Below are 18,474 nucleotides of genomic sequence, written 5' to 3'. Positions count from 1 at the left end.
TTCAGGCGTCGAACGACTCGAACAGTTCCACGAGCAGCGCCTTCTGGGCGTGGAGTCGGTTCTCCGCCTGATCGAAGACGATCGAGCGCTCGCCCTCGAGGACGGCGTCGGTGATCTCCTCGCCACGGTGGGCGGGCAGACAGTGCATAACGGACGCCCCGGGGGCGTGTGCGAGCAGTTCCTCGTTGAGCTGGAAGCCGTCGAACCGCCGCAGACGGATCTCGCGTTCGTCCTCCTGGCCCATGCTGACCCAGACGTCGGTGTAGACGACGTCTGCTCCCTCGACCGCCTCGACGGGATCGGTCGTCGTCGTCGGTGCGGCACCGAGTTCGGCCGCCCGCTCGAGGGTCGCCTCGTCGACGGCGTGTTCTTCGGGCGTGGCGACGGTGAGGTCGACCCCCGCCATCGCACAGCCAAGGACGAACGACTGGGCGACGTTGTTGCCGTCGCCGATCCAGGTCGCCGAGACACCGTCGAACCCGCCGTCCGACGAGCCTCCGGTCGCGTCGCTCCCGGAGACACCGTCGAACCCGCCGAACTGCTCGCGGATCGTCTGGAGGTCCGCGAGCGTCTGGCAGGGGTGGGCGTCGTCGGTGAGCCCGTTGACGACAGGGACATCGGCGTACTCGGCGAGCACCTCGACGTTCTCGTGTTTGAACACCCGGGCCATCAGCACGTCGACGTACCGCGAGAGTGCCCGTGAGGTGTCCTTCAGCGGCTCGCCCCGGCCGAGCTGGATGTCGTCGGCGCCGAGGAAGATGGCGTGGCCGCCGAGCTGGGTCATCCCCGTCTCGAAGGAGACACGCGTTCGCGTGCTCGCCTTCTGGAAGAGCATTCCCAGCGTCTTATCGGGGAGGTGGGCGTGCTCGTCGCCGGCCTCGAGGGCGCGTTTGTACTCGGCCGCCCGGTCGAGGACGGCGAACAGCTCCTCTCGGGAGAGGTCGTCGACGTCGAGGAAGTGTCTGGGCTGTGCGTGACGGTCGTCGGTTGGTGTGTTCGTCGTCATGTAAACCGTAGGTTCCTGGCTCAGGCGTCGTCGCGGAGTCGCGCTGCGACGCATTCTAAGACCGCGACCGAGCGGTCGAACTCGGCGAGCGAGAGGCGCTCGTCGGGGGCGTGATCGAGGTCCGAATCGCCGGGTCCGTAGGTCGCCATCGGGCAGTCCCACGCACCCGCGTAGACGTTCATGTCGCTGGTGCCGGTCTTTCGGAGCAGTCGTGGCTCCATCCCCTCCGCGCGAATAGCGACGCGGAACGCCCGGGCGACGTCCGTCCGCGGGCTCGTCATCACCGGCGGCACCGCGTCCTTCCAGGTGACGGTCCCGACCTCGAGTTCGGCCTCGGCGGCCTCCCGAACCGAGTCGACGTCGAGCGACGGCGGGACCCGGAGCTGGACGTCCATCGTCGCCTCGACGGAGAGGCCGTCCTCGCTCGTGCCGCCGTCGACGTCGACGGGCTTGGCCGTCACCTGCTCGAAGACGGGTTCGTACTCCGCTCCCTCGAAGGTCGCCTCGACGGCGGTCCACCAGCGGATCGCGTGCTGGATCGCGTTCGGATCCGGCCGGGAGGTGTGGCCCGACTCGCTGGTCGCGACGTACGTACCGGAGAGGATCCCCCGGTAGCCGAGGGTGATCCCGTCGGCGCCCGACGGTTCGCCGTTGACGACGGCGTCGGGGGCCTCGCGGTCGCCGACCAGGTAGCGCGCGCCGCGGGAGTTCTCCTCCTCGCCGACGACGCCGACGAACGAGACGCCCGTGCGGACGGCCGCCGCGGCCATCGCGGCGAGCGGCCCCGTCGCGTCGACGCTGCCACGGCCCCAGAGGATCTCGTCGTCGCCGGCCTCCTCGACCTCGACGGGGATCTCTCCCGGGACGGTGTCGACGTGCGAGGTGAGCAGGACGGCGTCGTTCGCCGGCGCGCGAACGTTGCCGACCGCGTCGATCCAGACCTCGCGGTCGTGCGTCTCGAAAAACTCGACGAGTCGCTTCGCTGCGTCGCGTTCCTCACCCGAGGGCGAGGGGGTCGAGACGAGATCGACGAGCAACTCGCGGGCCTCCTCGAGTGAGACCGCCGTCGGCTCGCTCGTGCTCGTGCTCATGAGTCGGTGTTCTCGGGTGCGATGACCGCGCCCAGCGCGTCGACGAGCTGGTCTGCCTCCTCCTGGTCGATCACCAGCGGCGGCAGCAGGCGCAGGACGGTGCGACCCGCCGGCAGCGCCAGCACCTGGTGTTCGATCGCCAGGTCGCGGGCGGCACGGTTCGCCCCCCGTTTCAACTCGATGCCGATGAGCAGGCCCTCGCCGCGGACCTCGCGGACCTCGTCACCGAGTCTCGCCTCGAGTTCGGTCCTGAGGTAGTCGCCCATCGACGCGGCGTGGGCGGGCCACTCCTCTTCGACCAGCGTCGAAATCGTCGCGTGGACCGCCGCGGTGACGACGGGGCCGCCGCTGAAGGTGGCGTTGTGCGAGGCCGCGCCGTCGGCGATCCAGTCGCGAACGACGACGCCGCCGACGGGCAGGCCGTTGCCGAGGCCTTTCGCCGTCGTGAGGATGTCCGGCGTGACACCGACGTTCTGACAGGCCCACATCGAACCCGTCCGTCCCATGCCGGTCTGGACCTCGTCGAAGACGAGTGCTGCGCCGGCTTCCTCGGTGAGCTCGCGGGCGGTCTCGAGGTAGCCCGCCGGCGGGACGTTGATGCCGCCTTCGCCCTGGATCGGCTCGAGGATGACCGCCGCGGTCTCCTCGTCGACGGCCGCTGCGAGTTCCTCGCTATCGCCGTAGGGGACGAACTCCACGTCGCCGGCTAAGGGCTCGAACGGTTTCTTGTACTTGTCCTTCCAGGTCGCCGCGAGCGAGCCCATCGTCCGACCGTGGAACGATCGGGTCGCGGCGACGATCTTCGAGTTCCCGGTCGAAGAGCGGGCGAACTTCAGTGCGGCCTCGTTGGCCTCGGTTCCGGAGTTACAGAACCACGCCGAGTCGAGGCCGTCGGGCGTCGACGCGACGAGTGCGGCGTAGGCGTCCTCGCGGGACTGGACCGGGAACGAGGAGTCGACGAACGTCAGCTGGCCGACCTGCTCCTGGACCGCCTCGACGACAGCCGGGTGGCTGTGGCCAAGCGGCGTACACGCGTAGCTCGCGCCCGCGTCGAGATACTCCGTCCCGTCGGTGCTGTAGAGGGACGGTCCCTCACCGCGCTCGAGCGGAATCGGCTTGCTGCCGGAGATGAAATCGTGGTCGCTCATTGTGCGGCCTCCGTCTCCGATTCGGCGTCGAGCGCGCCGGGCTCGAGGGTCGTCCCCTCGCCCGCCAGCGCACTCGAGATCGGTTCCTCCGCGTTGGCGTCGGCGACGACGACCGAGGCGGCGCCGCCTTCGAGGGCTTCCTCTGCGGCCATGACTTTCTTGGTCATGAAGCCTTCCGCGGCGGATTTGACGGTCTCGAACGCCTCGGGGGTCGACGCCGAATCGATCTTCGTCGACTCGTCCTCTGGGTCCTCGTAGACGCCCGAAACGTCGGTGAGGAGTACGAGGTCGGCCCCGAGCGCACCCGCCACGGCGGCGGCTGCGCGGTCGGCGTCGGCGTTGACGGCCGTGTAGCCACCCGACTTCTCCTTCCCGAGCACCGGGACGGAGACGACGGGCGTGTAGCCGCCCGAAAGCAGCATCTCGAGCAGGTCGGCGTTGACCGACTCGATCGTGCCCGAGTGGTCACCACGCTTTATTTTCTTCTTGCCGTCCTCGAGTACGCGCACGGCCGACTTGCGTTTCCCCTCGAGCAGTTTGCCGTCCGTGCCGGTGAGGCCGACGGCGTTCACGCCCTCGTTCTGGAGCGCCTCGACGAGGTCGGTGTTGAGCTTGCCCGGCATCACCATCTTGAAGACGTCGATGGTGCGCTCGTCGGTAAAGCGGCCGACGACGCCGCCGGGTGTCTCGACGTAGGTTGGCTCTTCGCCGAGTTCCTCGAGCGTCTCGTCGACGGCGGTCGAGCCGCCGTGGGTAAGGACGACCTCCTCGCCCTCCTCGACTAACTTCGCCACGTCGGCCAGTGCGCCCGCGGGGTCGACCGCGCGTGCGCCACCGATTTTGACTACCGTCGTCATGGCGCTCCCACGGGGTGCAGTCCCGCAAAGTCGAGGCCGGCCGTCTCCGCTAAGCCGAGTGCGATATTGGCCGCGTGGACGGCCTGCCCGGCCGATCCCTTCATCATGTTGTCGATGGCCGAGAAGACCACGACGCGCTTGTTGCTGGGATCGAGTTCGAAGCCGACCTCGGCGTAGTTCGTGCCCGCGACCGCTTTCGGCTCGGGGTAGCGGTAGACGCCAGAGCCACCGGCGGCCATGCGGACGAACGGTTCGTCCTCGTAGGCGCCACGGTAGGCTTTCCAGAGGTCGCCCTTCGAGACCGGTCCCGAGGGGAAGACGTGGCTCGTCGCGCTCGCGCCACGGACCATGTCCACGGCGTGGCAGGTGAACGCCACCGAGGTGTCGAGCCACTGCTCGATCTCGGCTTCGTGGCGGTGGCCCGTCGGCGCGTAGGGGCGGACGACGCCCGAACGTTCCGGGTGACTCGAGGCTTCGCCGCCGCCTGCGCCGCCTTCCGAGGAACCGACTTTCACGTCGACGACGATCTGCTGGTCGCCGTCGACGATGCCAGCTTCGACGAGCGGATAGAGGCCGAGGATCGTCGCGGTGGCGTTACAGCCGCCGCCAGCGATGATCTCGGCACCGGGGAGGTTCTCCCGGTTGATCTCGGGGAGGGCGTACTCGGCCCTTTCGAGGTATTCGGGCGCGTCGTGGCCCTCGTACCACTCCTCGTACTGTGCTTCCGTGTTGAGCCGGAAGTCAGCCGAGAGGTCGACGACGGTGTCGGCGATCTCGAGGAACTCCTCAATTTGGCCCATCGAAACGCCGTGGGGCGTCGCCGTAAAGAGGACGTCGACGCTCTCTAGGTCTTCCGGATCGCTAAAGCGCAGGTCTCGGCCGCGAAGCGGCGGATGTTTCGAGCCGACGCTCTTGCCGGCGTAGCTGCGACTCGTCGCCTGTACGATCTCGACGTTCGGGTGCCCGTCGAGCAACCGCAGCAGCTCGCCGCCGGTGAAACCGCTGCCGCCGACGACCGACGCGGTGACGGCGTCGGTCGTGCCGTCGGCATCCTGGTCCGTTCCGACGGCCATCAGGCGGTCACCTCGACTGCCTCGTGGTCGTCGTCTGCTTTCTCCTCGAGCCAGTCGACGACGGCGCCGGCGACATCGTCGTCGACGGCGTCGTTGAGCGCCTTGAACTCGACGGTGTGGTTGACCTCGTGGACGGTGTAACTGTCACCGGTCTCCATGAGGTCGACGCCGAGCAGGCCGCCACCGACGGCGTCGCTCGCCTTCTCGACGAGCTCGATTGCCTCGTCGTCGAGCTCGAACGCTTCGGTTTTCGCTCCCTTCGCGGCGTTCGTGAGCCAGTGCTCGGAAGAACGGGCCATCGCCGCGATCGGCTCGCCATCGACGGCGAGCACACGGACGTCGCGGCCGGGTTTCTCGACGAACTCCTGGACGTAGAACACCTTGTGCTCGTAGTGGCCCAGGGTGGCCTTGTGCTCTAAGATCGCTTCGGCGGCGTCGCGCGAATCGAGCTTCGCCATCAGGCGACCCCACGAGCCGACGACGGGCTTGAGCACGCAGGGATAACCGAACTCCTCGATCGCCTCGAGGGCGCTCTCTTTGGTGAACGCCACCTTCGTCGCGGGCGTGGGCACGCCCGCGGACTCGAGCGCCAGACTGTTCTTGACCTTGTCCGCACAGATCGCTGCAGTCTCGTGGCTGTTGACGACGGGAACCCCGTAGGCCTCACAGAACTGCGTGGCGTAGAGGCTCCGGCTCGTCGCGAGACAGCGGTCGATCACGACGTCGAGGTCGGCAAAGACCTCGGGGGCCTCGGCGATGTCGAACGACTCCTTGCGGACGTCGATCTTCTCGACCTCGTGGCCGCGCTCGCGAAGCTCGTTCAACAGGAGCTTCTCGTCCTTACGGATCCGGGAGTAGAGTAATCCTATCTTCAAGGTCACTCACCCCAGTCCTCTTCGAGCTCCGGCGCTCGCTCGAGGACTGGCGGCTCGACGTCCACTACTTCCAGTTCCGCACCGCATGTCGTACAGTCGACGATCTCTCCCACTTCCAAATCGTCGTGCAGGGTCACGTCCGCCCCACACTCAACGCATTCTGCCATTGTACTTCCACCTCCGGGAGCATCGGACTTAAATCCTTCGAACCTGTCTGAGAAATTATAAAACGGCAGTTCCACCTAATCGCGTCAAAAGGGGCATTTTGCGGCAGATTTTGTTTCGATTATCATCGAAGTAGTATGTCGTCCCCGGGCGGGGACGGCGGCGGTGGCGGGAGGCAGACGACCTCAGACATAGCCGCTCACCTCCGCGCGGAGCACCTCGTGGGCGACCTCGAGGTCGGCCCCGACGGCCGCGACGGTCTCCTCGTCGGCCGCGAGTTCGGCGCGGGCCGACTCGAGGCTCTCGGCGACCGTGTCGGGAGCGGGCCCGCCGAGGGAGTCGCGACTCGCCACGCTCTCGGCGGGGGAAAGTGCCGCCTCGACAGCATCGGGATCGACGTACGCCTCGAGTCCCTCGCCGAGCACCTCCCCGGCGGCGGCCTCGAGCGCGTCGTAGTCGGCTCCCCGTTCGGCGGCGTGGCTCACGGTTTCACCGTTCGCCCGTTCCGCGCCGCGTTCCGCCGCGCTGGCAACCAGTTCGTGGGCCGTCCGGAACGGCAACCCGTTCGCGGCCAGCAGGTCGGCGACGCCGGTGGCCGTCGAGAAGCCCGCACCGGCCTCCGCAGCGAGGACGTCCTCGTTCCAGTCGGCGGTTGCGACGGCGCCGGCGGCGACCCGCGTCGCCTCGGAGACGGCGTCGACGGTCTCCCAGGCGTGGGGGGTCGCCCGCTGCAAGTCGCGGTTGTACGCGCGGGGCAGCCCCTTGAGCGTCGTCGTCAGGCCCTGCACCCCGGCCGCCGCGTCGCCCGCGACCGCGCGGACGAGCTCGAGCGTGTCGGGGTTCTTCTTTTGGGGCATGATCGACGAGGTCGACGAATAGTCGTCCGAGAGGGAAACGAACCCCCGGTTCGCGAAGATGATCACGTCCTCGGCGAGCCCCGACAGCGTCGTCGCGAGCGTCGACAGCGCCTGGGTCGTCTCGAGTAAGAAGTCCCGGCTCGAGGAGGCGTCCATCGAGTTCTCGATCACCGACTCGAAGCCGAGCAGCTCGGCCGTCCGCTCGCGATCGATCGGGAACGTCGTCCCCGCGAAGGCCGCCCCGCCCAGCGGCGACTGGTTGATCCGGGCGTAGGCCTCGAGCAGCCGCGCCGTGTCGCGGCGGACGGCCGACTCGTAGGAGCATGCCCAGTGGGCGACCGTGATCGGCTGGGCGGGCTGGAGGTGGGTGTAGCCAGGCATCACCGTTTCTGCTCCCTCAGCTGCCACCGCACAGAGCGCCTCGCGCAGCGTCAGCGTCGCCTCGAGCGCCTCGAAGACGTCCTCGCGCAGGCGGTAGCGGATGCACGTGGCGACCTCGTCGTTGCGCGAGCGCGCGGTGTGCATCTTTCCGCCGTCGGGACCGATCTGCTCGATGACGGCGGTTTCGATCGCCTCGTGGACGTCCTCGCCCTCGGGCAAGGCGGCGTGGCCCTCGACCTCGATCGCGTCGAGCGCCGTGAGGATCTCTCCCGCGACTGCGTCCTCGATGATGTCACACTCGGCGAGCATCACCACGTGGGCGCGGTCGACCGCGAGATCCGCCTCGAAGATCCGCTTGTCCGCCTCGAGCGAGGAGAGGAAGCTCCGGGCGGGGCCGCCGCTGAAGCGGTCGCGGCGGATCACGCTCTCGTCTCCCTCCTGGGTCATGGGTACGTTACTCCTCGGTCCCGCCGTCGGTGGTCAGTTCGACCGACTCCTCGCCTTCGAGGCGCGCGATCGACTCGTTGGCCAGCCGGCGCTGAAAGCCGTGGTACTTTGCGACACCCGTGGCGTCTTCCTGTTCGATCTTGCCGACCGTCTCGGTGTCGAAGGAGGCGTGGGAGGCGGAGTACGCCGCGTACTCGCTGTCGCGACCGACCGCGCGGGCCTGACCGCCCTCGAATCTGATCGTCACCGTCCCGGTGACGCGTTTCTGGGTCTCCGCGACGAAGCCCTCGAGCGCGCTCACGAGCGGCGCGTCGATTAATCCCTCGTAGGCTTTCTTCGACCACTTCTGGTCGATCAGCTGCTTGAACTCGCGCTCTTCCTGGGTGAGGACGAGCCCCTCGAGCGCCTCGTGGGCGGAAAGCAGCGTCGTCGCCGCGGGGTGCTCGTAGTTCTCGCGCACCTTCAGGCCGAGCATGCGGTCTTCCATCGAGTCCGTGCGGCCGACGCCGTAGGCGCCGGCGACCTCGTTCAGGTACTCGATGAGCGAGACGGCGTCCAGCTCCTCGCCGTCGACGGCGACCGGGTAGCCCTCGACGAACTCGATCTCGATCTCCTCGGTCTCGCCCGTCGGCGCCTGGGTCCACTCGTAAATCTCCTCGCCGGGGACGAAGCTCGGGTCCTCGAGCTCCGAACCCTCGACCGAACGGCTCCAGATGTTGGTGTCGATCGACCACTCGCCCTCGTTTCCACCCTCGACGGGCAGGCCCTTCTTCTCGGCGTACTCGTTCTCCCACTCGCGCGTGAGCCCGAGTTCGCGGATCGGGGCGATCACCTCGAGCTCTGAGTCGCGCCAGACGGCCTCGAACCGAAGCTGGTCGTTCCCTTTGCCGGTGCAGCCGTGGGCGATGCCCGTACAGTCGTGTTCCTCGGCGACCTCGAGGATCGCGTTCGCGATCACCGGGCGCGCGAGGGCGGTTCCCAGCGGGTAGCCCTGGTAGCTTGCGTTCGCGCGAACGCTGTCGAGACAGAGTTGCGCGAACTCCTCTCGCGCGTCGACGACGTAGTGGTCGAGGCCGAGTGCCTCGGCAGTTTCTTCGGCTTCGTCGAACTCCTCGGCCGGCTGGCCGACGTCCACCGTTACACCGATTACGTCGTCGTATCCGTATTCTTCCTCGAGCAGCGGAACACAGATCGTCGTGTCCAGTCCACCCGAGAACGCGAGTGCCACACGTGTCATGTCGTACTCGAATGCACCGGGCGCACAGGTTTAAATTCACTGGTTTAGATTAGGTAATTATTGCGTAGAGCGCACGCTAACTACAGAATAAGCGTCGAAGGACAACCTTCTGTGAGGGATAGAAAACCGGGATCGAGGGATGAAGTAGTGTTGGGCCTAAAGGCCCGGTCGCGGTCGTCGCGCGACGGAGGCCGCGTCGCTACCGAACGGAGCGACGTCGAGGGACGCGGCCTGAGACATTGGAGAACGATAGCATCGGTGCAGTATTAAAAGTTGTCGAACCTCGAGCCATCGACACTGTCTGTTCTCGAGCCATCGACACCGTCCGTTCGCGGCGATTCGGGTGGCATAGCTCCTCACTCGTCGCCTTCAGGCAGCGTCAGGACGTTCTCCCGGCCGATCCGGAAGACGTCGACCGCGTCGTCCTCGCGGAGGCTGCTCACGACCTGGCTGGTCTTCGCCTCCGTCCAGCCCAGCTCGCCGACGACCTCCTGTTGTTTGACCCGGCCACCTCGTTCCTCGAGCAGCCTGAGAACCTGTTCTTCGTTGCTCAACAGCTCCCGTGGTGGGCCGTCCGTGCCGTCATCCGGCGGTGGCACCTCCTGCGAGGCCGACGACGGTGGTTCCTCCGACCCGATCGTCCGGACGGCCCACCAGCCCACCGCCCCGACGATCGCCACGGCAGCGACGCCGAACGCAGCGAGCCACGCCGACGGAACGGAGCGAGTCGGCTCGTCGGGCGACGGATCCCCTTCGATGAGCTCGATCCGTGGCTCGCCCTCGAGGAAGCTCGTCTCCCCGCCGTTCCAGATGACGGCCGTTTCACGAGCGTCGTCGGGGGCGGGTTCGACCGCCGTCTGATTGTCACGCAGGTCGTACGAGCTCGGCCAGATGACGACGAGTTGCGTCCGCTCGTCGAGATCGAACCCCACGAGCGCGTCACCGGCGTCGATCCGGTTGACCTCGACCTGGGAGAACGACTCCCACTCGAACGTAAAGCGCAGGGTCCCGTACTCCGGCGGCGTCGAGCTCTCGTGCATCTCGAGCTCGAACCCCGACAGCTCCATCGAGCGCTCGGTCTCGTTCTCGGCTTCGGCGACCGTCTCCATCCAGCTCTGCTCGAAGCGTTCGAGATAGGCGTCCTCACGCGACTCGACGTCCGCCCGGAGTTCCGCCCAGCCGGTATCGTTGTCCGCCTCGTCGGCACCGGTATCGAGCCGATAGCGGTACTCGACCGTCCACGTCGCAGAGCCATCGTCGCGCAGTTCGATCTCGTGTTTGAGTTCGTCGTACCCCGTTGGCCGTGGTTCGTCGGGGACGTCGGCGAGGACGGCCGCCGGCAGGCCGACGAAGACGCAACTGAGAATCACGAGGAGACACACCAGCAGTCGGCACCCCCTGGCGTCCATTATCGGTGATGACATGGCCTGACAGATAGCTCTTTCCGACCGCTATCCCCTGATTTCGAGACAGTCACAGGTTCTTATCGGTGATCGAACGACGAGATCGTCGAGGGTTCGAACCCGGTTCGGGACGGCTCGAGCCAGAGTCGACCGCAGACCACGACGACTCGAGGGCGGAAACCACCACACTCATACGCGATCCGGCCGTAGCACCGTCGAAGTGTACAGCGTCAACGTTCCGGTCCCCGGCCGCGTCCGCGAACTCGCCGCCGACCTCTATCCGTCGCTGCTCAGCTTCGACGCCGTCCGCGAGGACCACTCCTGTCTGCTCAAGCGCCTGGGCGACGCCGACAACGTCCACGGACTCCAGCAGCGCGCCCACCGCGCACTCGAGGGTGCCCCGGCCGTCGAGGCCCAGATCACGGGTATCGAGTACTTCGCCGATCCGCCGCTCGGAGACGCCCCCGTCGTCTACCTCGCCGTCGAGAGCCCCGGCCTCGAGGCCATCCACGCCGACCTCGTCGACGCCTTCGGCGCCGTTCCCGGCCTCGAGGCGGCCGACTACGTCCCCCACGTAACGCTGGCCCGCGGCGGCGACCTCGAGGCGGCCCGCCAACTGGCCGACCGCGAGGTCGAGCCCGTCCAGTGGACGGTGAACGAACTCGAGTTCTTCGACGGCTCCTACCGGCTGCCGGTGAGCCGCGTCTCGTTGCCGGCCTGATCGACGACCGATTCAGAGCGGCCAGCGATCATCCGAACGCCCGGCTAGCCGCTCGGCCGCGTCGTCGGTGAGCCGATAGCCGTCGTTCGTCCGCTCGAGATCACCCTCCCGGGCGAGGTGTTCGAGGTGGGCGTACGCTTCCCCGGGCCCGTGGAGGACGTGGATTCCCTCGAGGTCGCCGAAGAGGTGGGCGCTGACCGTCCAGGCGTCGGCGGGGCCGTGGTCGTCGAGCACGGTGAGCACGCGGAAGGCGCGTTCCTCGTGATGCTCGACGATATAGCGCGCGCGACCCGCCGGATCGTCGATCGGATCGCGATGCCCCGGCCAGGCCCGGTCGAATCCGCGGTCGGCGATCCGCTCGAGCGTCTCGAGGTAGCGCTCGAGGGGCCGGTCGACCCGGACGTCAGCGCCGCCGACGTTCGGGGTGTAAACCGGCAACAGGGCGTCGCCGGAGAGGAACTCGTCGCCGCCCTTGAGGACGAAACAGGCGTGGCCGGCGGCGTGACCCGGCGTGTGGAATACCTCGAGTTCGAGGTCGCCGAAGGTGAGCGTCTCGTCGGCGTCGAACGGCTCGACCGCGGGATCGGAGCCGCGGATGTCGGGGCCGTCGAAGATGTGTGCGAGAAGCGATTCGCGGGCGTCGTCGGGCATCCCCCACTCCTCGAACAGCTGGGCGTGCGTCTCGTGGACGGCGTCCCACGTGGACGACTCGCCCGCGATCAGGGGTGCGTCAGCGGCGTGAGCGTGGACGGTCGCCCCACTCGCCGCCTGGATTTCGCCAGCCAGTCCCGAGTGATCGGCGTGGTAGTGGGTGAGAACGACCGCGTCGACGTCGGCGAAGCCGAGTCCGTGGGCTGTGAGGCCGGCCTCGAGTTCGGCTCGAGCCTCGGAAACCGCGACGCCGGTGTCGACGAGGACGGTCGACTCGCCCGTGAACAGGTAGGCGTTGTTCTCGCCCTCGAAGATCGTGTTTCCGAGCGTAATTCGCTGCATCGAGTCGGGTTACGGCGTCGGCGGCTTACCGTTTTGTGATCGCGACCGACGTCGATCAGGGGCAAGGTTCTTGGTAACTAGCCAACGATTCGTACAGTCATGGATGGGAGCAGGGGACCGACCGAGCCGGGAGACGTGCTCATCGTGGGCGACGAACCGGAGGCGGCGTCGGCTGCCTCGTCGCTCGCGACCGGCGACGTGTCGCTCGCGGTCGCCGTCGAAACCACGATCGACGACGCGCTCGAGCGCGCGACGACCGGCGACGTCGACTGTCTCCTGTGGATCGAGGGGTCGGCGACGGGCTGGGCCGACGCCCTCGAGCGCGTTCGGGCGCACAGTCCCGCGCTCCCCGTCGTGCTCCTCGCCGAGGACGGCGTCGACACCGCGGCGGCGATCGCCGCCGGCGTCACGGACGTCTTCGAGGGACCGCTCGAGGGACATCGGGCGACGCAGCTCGGGCGGCGGCTTCGCGGCTACGCCGCGGCGTATCGGGCCGAACGAGCGGACGAGGAGACGTGGGGCGGCCCGCAGTTCCGGTCGATCTTCGAGCACTCGCCGAACATGATCTCGATCCACGACGAGGACGGGGTCATCCACAACGTCAACCGTCGTACGTGTGAAAAGCTGGGCTACGACCGCGAGGAGCTGATCGGGATGAACGTCGCGGAGGTCGAAGTGGACCACGACCCCGAGGAGCTCTCGACGCGCTGGCGCTCGTACGAGTTCGGCGAGCCGATCACGGTCGAGGGGCGCAACCGACGGGCGGACGGCTCCGAGTTTCCGGTCCGGGTCAGCCTCGGGCGGATCGAGGTCGACGGCGAGGAGCTGATCCTCGCAAAACTGCAGGATATGAGCGAGGAGAAGGCTCGGGCGAACGAACTCGAGCGCTACGAGCGGATCGTCGAGAACGTCCCCGTCGGCGTCTTTCGGCTCTCGCTCGACCCCGAGGTGGCGTTCGAGTTCGTCAACCCGGCGATGGTCACGATGGTCGGAGCGGATTCGGAGGGGGAGCTGCTCGGGCGCTCCCCCGAGGAGGTGTGTCTCGAGCCCGATGTCCGGGAGCGCCTCCGTGCCCGGCTGTTCGACGACGAGGAGCCGCTCGTCAGCTACGAGGTCCGCCTGCAGACGCTTTCGGGAGAGCCCTTCTGGGGAGCCGTCACCGCCATCCGGACCGAAGCGGACGGCGAGCGATACGTCGACAGCGTCGTCCAGGACGTCACCGAGCGGAAACGAGCGGAGCAGCGACGGAACGAAAGCGAGGCGCACCTCCGGCAGGCCCAGGCGGTCGCCGACATCAGCAGCTGGCACTACGACGTCTCGAGTGACACGCTCAAGTGGTCCGACGACGTGTACGCCCGATTGGGCATCCCGGTCGCCGAGGGCCGGTTGGACCTCGAGCGCTTCTTCGAGTACGTCCACCCCGACGATCTGCCACGCCTCGAGGCCGAGTGGGCGTCCGCGCTCGAGGGCGACTCCTACGACCTCGAGTATCGCGTCGTCGTCGACGGCGAACCGACGTGGATCCGGGAGCGAGCCGAGGCGACGGTCGACGCGAGCGGAGCCGTCGAGGGCGTCGTCGGAATTCTGCAGGACGTCACCGAGTGGAAAGCCTACGAACAGCGCCTCGAGGCACAGAACGAACAGCTCGAGGTGCTCAACCGGATCGTCCGTCACGACATCCGCAACCACATGAACATCGTCGAGGGCTACGCCGCCGAGCTTCGAGAGGGTCTCGAGGGGAGGCGGACGCGGATGGCCGAGCGGATCGTCGCCGCCGCCCGCGAACTGCTCTCGACCAGCCAGAAGATCCGCGAGGTTGACCGGCTGCTCGCGGACGGCCCCGATCGCCGGCCGACCGACCTGGCGGCGCTCGTCGACGACGTCCTCGAGGAGTGTGGCGAGCGATATCCGGAAGGGGAGTGCACCGCAGCCGTTCCCGACGGGATGTGGGTCGAAGGCTCCGACGCACTCCGATTCGCGCTCGAGAACGTGATCGAAAACGGCCTCGAGCACAACGACGCCGCCGAGCCACGGGTCGCGGTCACCGCGCTCGAGCGGGAGACCGACGGCGTCCTCGAGGTTCGGATCTCGGACAACGGCCCTGGGATCCCCAAGGCGGAGTACGAGTTGCTCACCGGGCGACGGGAGAGCACGCAGGTCGAGCACACGAGCGGGCTGGGGCTGTGGGCGGTCAACTGGATCGTCACCGACATCGGCGGCGACCTCCGGTTCGACGTCGACGAGCCAAGAGGGACCACCGCCGTCCTCGAGCTGCCTCGCGTCGAGGCGCCCGAGGCTAGCTGAACTTCTGGACCGTCACGTCGAGGGTGTCGAGGTCGACGATCGGCGCGAACCCGGAGTCGGGGTTGATGTTGACGCTCTTCTGGAAATCGGTCTGGGCCTGCCAGCAACCCGAGTTGATCGCGAGCACGTTGTGGTACTTGCCGAAGCCGAGTTTGTGGACGTGGCCCGTGTGGAAGATGTCGGGAACCTCCTCGATGACCAGGTAGTCTTTCTCCTCGGGAGCCAGCCGGGTGTGGCCCCCGAACTGCGGGGCGACGTGGCGCTTTTTCAGCAACTGGTACATCGCCTTGTGCGGTTCGTCGTAGCTGGCCTTCTCGGCGGGGAGCTCGGCGATCACCTCGTCCAGCGAAACGCCGTGATACATCAGGACGGAGACGCCCTCGAGCGTCACCGTCGAGGGGTTGCTCACGATGCGGGCGTCGTGGGCCGACATGATCTCCCGGAGGTCGTCGTCGAAACCCGGCTGGGGTTCGGCGAGTCGAACCGCGTCGTGGTTCCCCGGGATCATGACGATCTCTAAGTCCCCCGGCACGTCTTTTAAGTGCTCGTTGAACGCCTCGTACTGCTCGTAGATGTCGACGATCTGGAGTTCCTCGTCCTGGTTCGGATAGACGCCGACGCCCTCGACCATGTCACCGGCGATCAGCAGGTACTCGACGTGCTGAGCGGGCTCGGTGTGCAGCCAGTCGGCGAAGTCGTTCCAGGCCGCTTCCATGAACTCGTCGCTGCCGACGTGGACGTCGCTGATCAGCGCGGCCTGTACGTGACGATCCGCCGTCGACGGCTGGTGGGTGCGGGGTACGTCCGGGAAGTACATCGAGTCGACGAAGGCGATTCCCGCGTCGTCAGAGAGCGTCCCCTCCATCGCCAGCACCTCATCGCAGAGCAACTCCTCGACGAGGTCGACGTACTCCCGGTCTTTCATCACGAGCCAGGGGAAGGTTCCGGTGGCATCCTCGAGTTCGATCAACCAGTGACCGCTGGCCGTCGATCGGATGTCGTTGACGAGGCCGACCATGGCGACCTCGCTCCCGCCGGGCATGCTCTCGATGGAACTCGCCGGCCGGTGGTTGACCCGTCCCCGGAGTTTTCGCCCGAGACGCTCGAGTCGATCGCGAAAGACCGCCACGAAGTCGCGGTACTCGCCTGTCCCGGTGCTCGCCCCCGTCATGTCGTTTGCGATCTCGAGTTCACGAGCCGAGGCGTCGACCGGCCGTTCGAAATCGCCTCGAGACCCCTTCGTTTCAACTGGAGATTCGCCACCGCTTTCGGACGAGTTCGACGGAGAGTTTCCAGTTGAAACAGAGGGGTGAGATTGCGACGAGGGCTGGCGATTCGGTCCGTTCGAATCAGCCGAACGAGTGGTCGAATCGGCCACCGCAGCAGTCGACGCCTCCGGGTCGAGTGCGGCCCGAACGTGTTCGCTGTCGACCACGAGCACGTCGTCTGGAACGGCGTCGACGACGCGCTCGAGCGTCGCGTCAGGATCGGGGGCGGAGGCGATCAACGTCACGGCCTCGCGCTCGACGTTGTAGCCACGACTCGTGAGTTCGCTCACGATGCGCGCGGGGCCCTCGAGTGGCACACTCCCGGTATCTCTCGAGCGGGGAGAAAAGGCTAGCGAATGGGTCGGTCAGTGAGTGGCTTCGGCTCGACGACGGTCCAGAATGGAACCGATCTGGTGGTGGGGGCTGTTCCCATCCGGTGGTGGGTGCTGTTCCCGTCCGGTGGTGGGGACTGTTCTCGGTCAGTTGACACGGTCAGAACGTTGATTGTCGGCCCCGTCGAACCAGGTAACGATGAGCGGCCCCGGTCCTCGAGATTCCACAGACGAGCCCGATGACGGCAGCGGTCGCAACCGGCGAGCCGACGGCGATCGTGATCGACGCGAACAGTCGTCCCGGTCCGGAACGGCTGGAGAGGACGCCACGGCGACGGCGGACGATTCCGTGACGATCGAGGACGACGGCGTCGTTCGCTGGTTTCTGAAGACCGACGACGGCCGGATCGTCGCGATCCGTGACGTGCTGACCGGCGTCGCGATCGTCGCCTTCGTGGGGCTGGTACTGTTCGGCCTCAGCGGCGTCTGGCCGCCGATGGTCGCCGTCGAGAGCGGCAGTATGGAGCCGAACATGCAGCGTGGTGACCTAGTCTTCGTCGTCGACGAGAATCGGTTCGTCGGCGACGATCCCATCGACGGAACCGGCATCGTCACCTACGAGAACGGTGCCGGTGGCGGCCACGAGAAGTTCGGCGAGCCTGGCGACGTCATCATCTTTCAGCCAAACGGCGACGAGTTCCAGACGCCGATTATCCATCGAGCCTACTACTGGGTCGAGGAAGGTGACAACTGGGTCGACGACCAGGCCGATCCGGCGTTCGTCAACGGCGCCAGCTGTGAGGAGGTCGCAACCTGTCCCGCCGAACACGACGGCTTCGTCACCAGAGGAGATGCGAACAACGCCTACGATCAGGTCGTCGGCAGCTACGCCGAAACCGATGTCGTCAAACCCGAGTGGGTTACTGGAAAAGCGATGATTCGCATCCCCTATCTGGGATACATCCGTCTGGCGTTCGAGTCGATCCTCACCGTCAGTGGTCCGGTCGGCGTGTCGCTCGGGTTCGTCGGTGGGGCGGTCGCTATCGGTGTCGGTCAGCGGTACGACGTGTGGTGATCAACGAGCATCGTACGACGTGTGGTGATCAACGAGCATCGTACGACGTGTGGTGATCAACGAGCATCGTTTTCGGGCCGTGCGCGCCATCGCTTCGCTGTACATCACAGGTTCGCGACGCGACTACCAGCAGGAACAGAAGGTTGATTGTCGGCGCCGGCAAACCGAGTGTCGATGAGCGGTCCCGGCCCCGATGGCCCCTCCGACGAGTCCGGCGACAGCAACGATCCTACTTCTCAGAAGGGGACCGAACCGGGAACTGCTGACACACCACGTCGAACGGGAAATACCGACGACCGAACGGAAAATACCGACGGCCGAGTCCCATCGTCCCGACGGTCACGCTCGTCCGGCAACTCACGGTCATCCGGAAACTCACAGCCGCCCAGAAACACCGGCTCTCGCAGGAACGCTGACGCCGTGACGATCGAGGACGACGGCGTCCTCCGCTGGTTCCTGAAGACCGACGACGGCCGAATCGTCGCGATCCGTGACGTGCTGACCAGCGTCGCGATCGTCGCCTTCGTGGGATTGGTGCTGTTCGGCCTCAGCGGCGCCTGGCCGCCGCTGGTCGCCGTCGAGAGCGGCAGTATGGAGCCGAACATGCAGCGCGGTGACCTGATCTTCGTCGTCGACGACGATCGGTACGTCGGCGACGACCCCATCGACGGAACCGGCATCGTCACCTACGACAACGGCGCCGGTGGCAGCCACGAGAAGTTCGGCAAACCCGGCGACGTCGTTATCTTCAAACCCGACGGCAGCGAGTTCCAGACGCCGGTCATCCACCGCGTCCACTTCTGGGTCGAGGAAGGTGAAAACTGGGTCGAGACGAAGGCCAACCCCGACTACGTCGGTGGAGCCAGCTGCGGACAGCTCGCAACCTGTCCGGCCAACCACGACGGCTTCATCACGAAAGGTGACGCGAACAGCGGCTACGACCAGGCGGTCGGCGGTGCCAGGACGGACGTCGTAAAGCCAGCGTGGGTCACCGGAAAAGGTATGCTTCGCGTCCCGTGGCTCGGACACGTCCGACTCGCGGTCGACGAGTTGCTGCTCAGTTCGCCAACTCCGCTCACGAGCACGTCCCTCCCGCTCACGACGTCCGGTTCGAGTGCCCTCCCAGGCTGGTCACTCGGCGACGGCGCACAACTCGGACTCGTGACCGTCGCGAGCGCTGTGGCGTTCGCCGGCAGCCGACGTCCCGGGAGCTGGTGACTCGATTCAGTGTCGACAGCGTT

The 18,474-nt window shown here is 66.9% G+C and carries 16 protein-coding genes; 4 read left to right on the top strand and 12 right to left on the bottom strand.

Going from position 1 to position 18,474, the window contains the following annotated elements; all coding sequences use genetic code 11:
• Position 1 precedes the first annotated feature (1 nt).
• The 10 genes from argF to NMQ09_RS01935 all read right to left on the bottom strand — a co-directional run bounded on the left by argF (position 2) and on the right by NMQ09_RS01935 (position 10,546).
• Positions 2–1,006, bottom strand: a complete 1,005-nt coding sequence (gene argF, locus NMQ09_RS01980) for an ornithine carbamoyltransferase (RefSeq protein ID WP_255192779.1) — start codon at positions 1,004–1,006, stop codon at positions 2–4.
• A 20-nt stretch (positions 1,007–1,026) separates the two neighbouring features.
• Positions 1,027–2,097: a [LysW]-lysine hydrolase gene (locus NMQ09_RS01975; protein WP_255192778.1), complete on the bottom strand. Its 1,071-nt coding sequence runs from the start codon at positions 2,095–2,097 to the stop codon at positions 1,027–1,029.
• Entirely contained in the window at positions 2,094–3,245 is a 1,152-nt protein-coding gene (locus NMQ09_RS01970) for an aspartate aminotransferase family protein (protein ID WP_255192777.1), read from the bottom strand. The genes NMQ09_RS01975 and NMQ09_RS01970 overlap by 4 nt, the downstream gene beginning before the upstream one ends.
• Positions 3,242–4,102, bottom strand: a complete 861-nt coding sequence (locus NMQ09_RS01965; RefSeq protein ID WP_255192776.1) for an acetylglutamate/acetylaminoadipate kinase — start codon at positions 4,100–4,102, stop codon at positions 3,242–3,244. Before NMQ09_RS01965 ends, NMQ09_RS01970 begins: the two co-directional genes overlap by 4 nt.
• Positions 4,099–5,175 (bottom strand): N-acetyl-gamma-glutamyl-phosphate reductase, encoded by a 1,077-nt coding sequence (gene argC, locus NMQ09_RS01960; RefSeq protein ID WP_255192775.1) that lies wholly within the window; start codon positions 5,173–5,175, stop codon positions 4,099–4,101. The genes NMQ09_RS01965 and argC overlap by 4 nt, the downstream gene beginning before the upstream one ends.
• Complete coding sequence (lysX, locus tag NMQ09_RS01955; protein WP_255192774.1) at positions 5,175–6,056, bottom strand: lysine biosynthesis protein LysX; 882 nt, start codon at positions 6,054–6,056, stop codon at positions 5,175–5,177. The genes argC and lysX overlap by 1 nt, the downstream gene beginning before the upstream one ends.
• Entirely contained in the window at positions 6,053–6,217 is a 165-nt protein-coding gene (gene lysW, locus NMQ09_RS01950) for a lysine biosynthesis protein LysW (RefSeq protein WP_255192773.1), read from the bottom strand. The genes lysX and lysW overlap by 4 nt, the downstream gene beginning before the upstream one ends.
• 183 nt (positions 6,218–6,400) lie before the next feature.
• Positions 6,401–7,900, bottom strand: a complete 1,500-nt coding sequence (gene argH / locus NMQ09_RS01945; RefSeq protein ID WP_255192772.1) for an argininosuccinate lyase — start codon at positions 7,898–7,900, stop codon at positions 6,401–6,403.
• Positions 7,901–7,907: 7 nt separating this feature from the next.
• Complete coding sequence (locus NMQ09_RS01940) at positions 7,908–9,137, bottom strand: argininosuccinate synthase (RefSeq protein ID WP_255192771.1); 1,230 nt, start codon at positions 9,135–9,137, stop codon at positions 7,908–7,910.
• Between the two features lie 356 nt (positions 9,138–9,493).
• Complete coding sequence (locus tag NMQ09_RS01935; protein WP_255192770.1) at positions 9,494–10,546, bottom strand: DUF7343 domain-containing protein; 1,053 nt, start codon at positions 10,544–10,546, stop codon at positions 9,494–9,496.
• A gap of 214 nt (positions 10,547–10,760) precedes the next feature.
• On the opposite strand from NMQ09_RS01935, the gene NMQ09_RS01930 reads away from it, so the two are divergent.
• The gene (locus NMQ09_RS01930) at positions 10,761–11,261 is read left to right on the top strand and encodes a 2'-5' RNA ligase family protein (protein WP_255192769.1); all 501 of its coding nucleotides are present in this window, start codon (positions 10,761–10,763) and stop codon (positions 11,259–11,261) included.
• A 12-nt stretch (positions 11,262–11,273) separates the two neighbouring features.
• Here the strand turns inward: NMQ09_RS01930 and NMQ09_RS01925 are convergent, their stop codons facing one another.
• Positions 11,274–12,254: an MBL fold metallo-hydrolase gene (locus tag NMQ09_RS01925; protein WP_255192768.1), complete on the bottom strand. Its 981-nt coding sequence runs from the start codon at positions 12,252–12,254 to the stop codon at positions 11,274–11,276.
• Between the two features lie 99 nt (positions 12,255–12,353).
• On the opposite strand from NMQ09_RS01925, the gene NMQ09_RS01920 reads away from it, so the two are divergent.
• Positions 12,354–14,558 (top strand): PAS domain S-box protein, encoded by a 2,205-nt coding sequence (locus tag NMQ09_RS01920; RefSeq protein WP_255192767.1) that lies wholly within the window; start codon positions 12,354–12,356, stop codon positions 14,556–14,558.
• Here the strand turns inward: NMQ09_RS01920 and NMQ09_RS01915 are convergent.
• Positions 14,551–16,143: a DNA-directed DNA polymerase II small subunit gene (locus NMQ09_RS01915; RefSeq protein ID WP_255192766.1), complete on the bottom strand. Its 1,593-nt coding sequence runs from the start codon at positions 16,141–16,143 to the stop codon at positions 14,551–14,553. The genes NMQ09_RS01920 and NMQ09_RS01915 overlap by 8 nt on opposite strands.
• A 214-nt stretch (positions 16,144–16,357) precedes the next feature.
• Between NMQ09_RS01915 and NMQ09_RS01910 the strand changes: the two genes are divergently transcribed.
• Complete coding sequence (locus tag NMQ09_RS01910) at positions 16,358–17,233, top strand: S26 family signal peptidase (protein ID WP_255192765.1); 876 nt, start codon at positions 16,358–16,360, stop codon at positions 17,231–17,233.
• A 420-nt stretch (positions 17,234–17,653) separates the two neighbouring features.
• Positions 17,654–18,451, top strand: coding sequence for a S24/S26 family peptidase (locus NMQ09_RS01905; protein WP_425607252.1), 798 nt, complete (start codon positions 17,654–17,656; stop codon positions 18,449–18,451).
• The last annotated feature ends 23 nt before the right edge of the window (positions 18,452–18,474 follow it).

The sequence above is a fragment of the Natronobeatus ordinarius genome (genome assembly GCF_024362485.1).
Taxonomy (GTDB): domain Archaea; phylum Halobacteriota; class Halobacteria; order Halobacteriales; family Natrialbaceae; genus Natronobeatus; species Natronobeatus ordinarius.
This window is presented reverse-complemented; position numbering and strand designations above follow the sequence as displayed.

Bases quoted from the DNA above. Each gene is read 5' to 3' on its own strand.
- lysW (WP_255192773.1), bottom strand. From the start codon at position 6,217: ATGGCAGAATGCGTTGAGTGTGGGGCGGACGTGACCCTGCACGACGAT.
- NMQ09_RS01975 (WP_255192778.1), bottom strand. From the start codon at position 2,097: ATGAGCACGAGCACGAGCGAGCCGACGGCGGTCTCACTCGAGGAGGCC.
- NMQ09_RS01920 (WP_255192767.1), top strand. From the start codon at position 12,354: ATGGATGGGAGCAGGGGACCGACCGAGCCGGGAGACGTGCTCATCGTG.
- NMQ09_RS01970 (WP_255192777.1), bottom strand. From the start codon at position 3,245: ATGAGCGACCACGATTTCATCTCCGGCAGCAAGCCGATTCCGCTCGAG.
- NMQ09_RS01965 (WP_255192776.1), bottom strand. From the start codon at position 4,102: ATGACGACGGTAGTCAAAATCGGTGGCGCACGCGCGGTCGACCCCGCG.
- NMQ09_RS01940 (WP_255192771.1), bottom strand. From the start codon at position 9,137: ATGACACGTGTGGCACTCGCGTTCTCGGGTGGACTGGACACGACGATC.
- argF (WP_255192779.1), bottom strand. From the start codon at position 1,006: ATGACGACGAACACACCAACCGACGACCGTCACGCACAGCCCAGACAC.
- argH (WP_255192772.1), bottom strand. From the start codon at position 7,900: ATGACCCAGGAGGGAGACGAGAGCGTGATCCGCCGCGACCGCTTCAGC.
- argC (WP_255192775.1), bottom strand. From the start codon at position 5,175: ATGGCCGTCGGAACGGACCAGGATGCCGACGGCACGACCGACGCCGTC.
- NMQ09_RS01935 (WP_255192770.1), bottom strand. From the start codon at position 10,546: ATGGACGCCAGGGGGTGCCGACTGCTGGTGTGTCTCCTCGTGATTCTC.
- NMQ09_RS01925 (WP_255192768.1), bottom strand. From the start codon at position 12,254: ATGCAGCGAATTACGCTCGGAAACACGATCTTCGAGGGCGAGAACAAC.
- NMQ09_RS01910 (WP_255192765.1), top strand. From the start codon at position 16,358: ATGAGCGGCCCCGGTCCTCGAGATTCCACAGACGAGCCCGATGACGGC.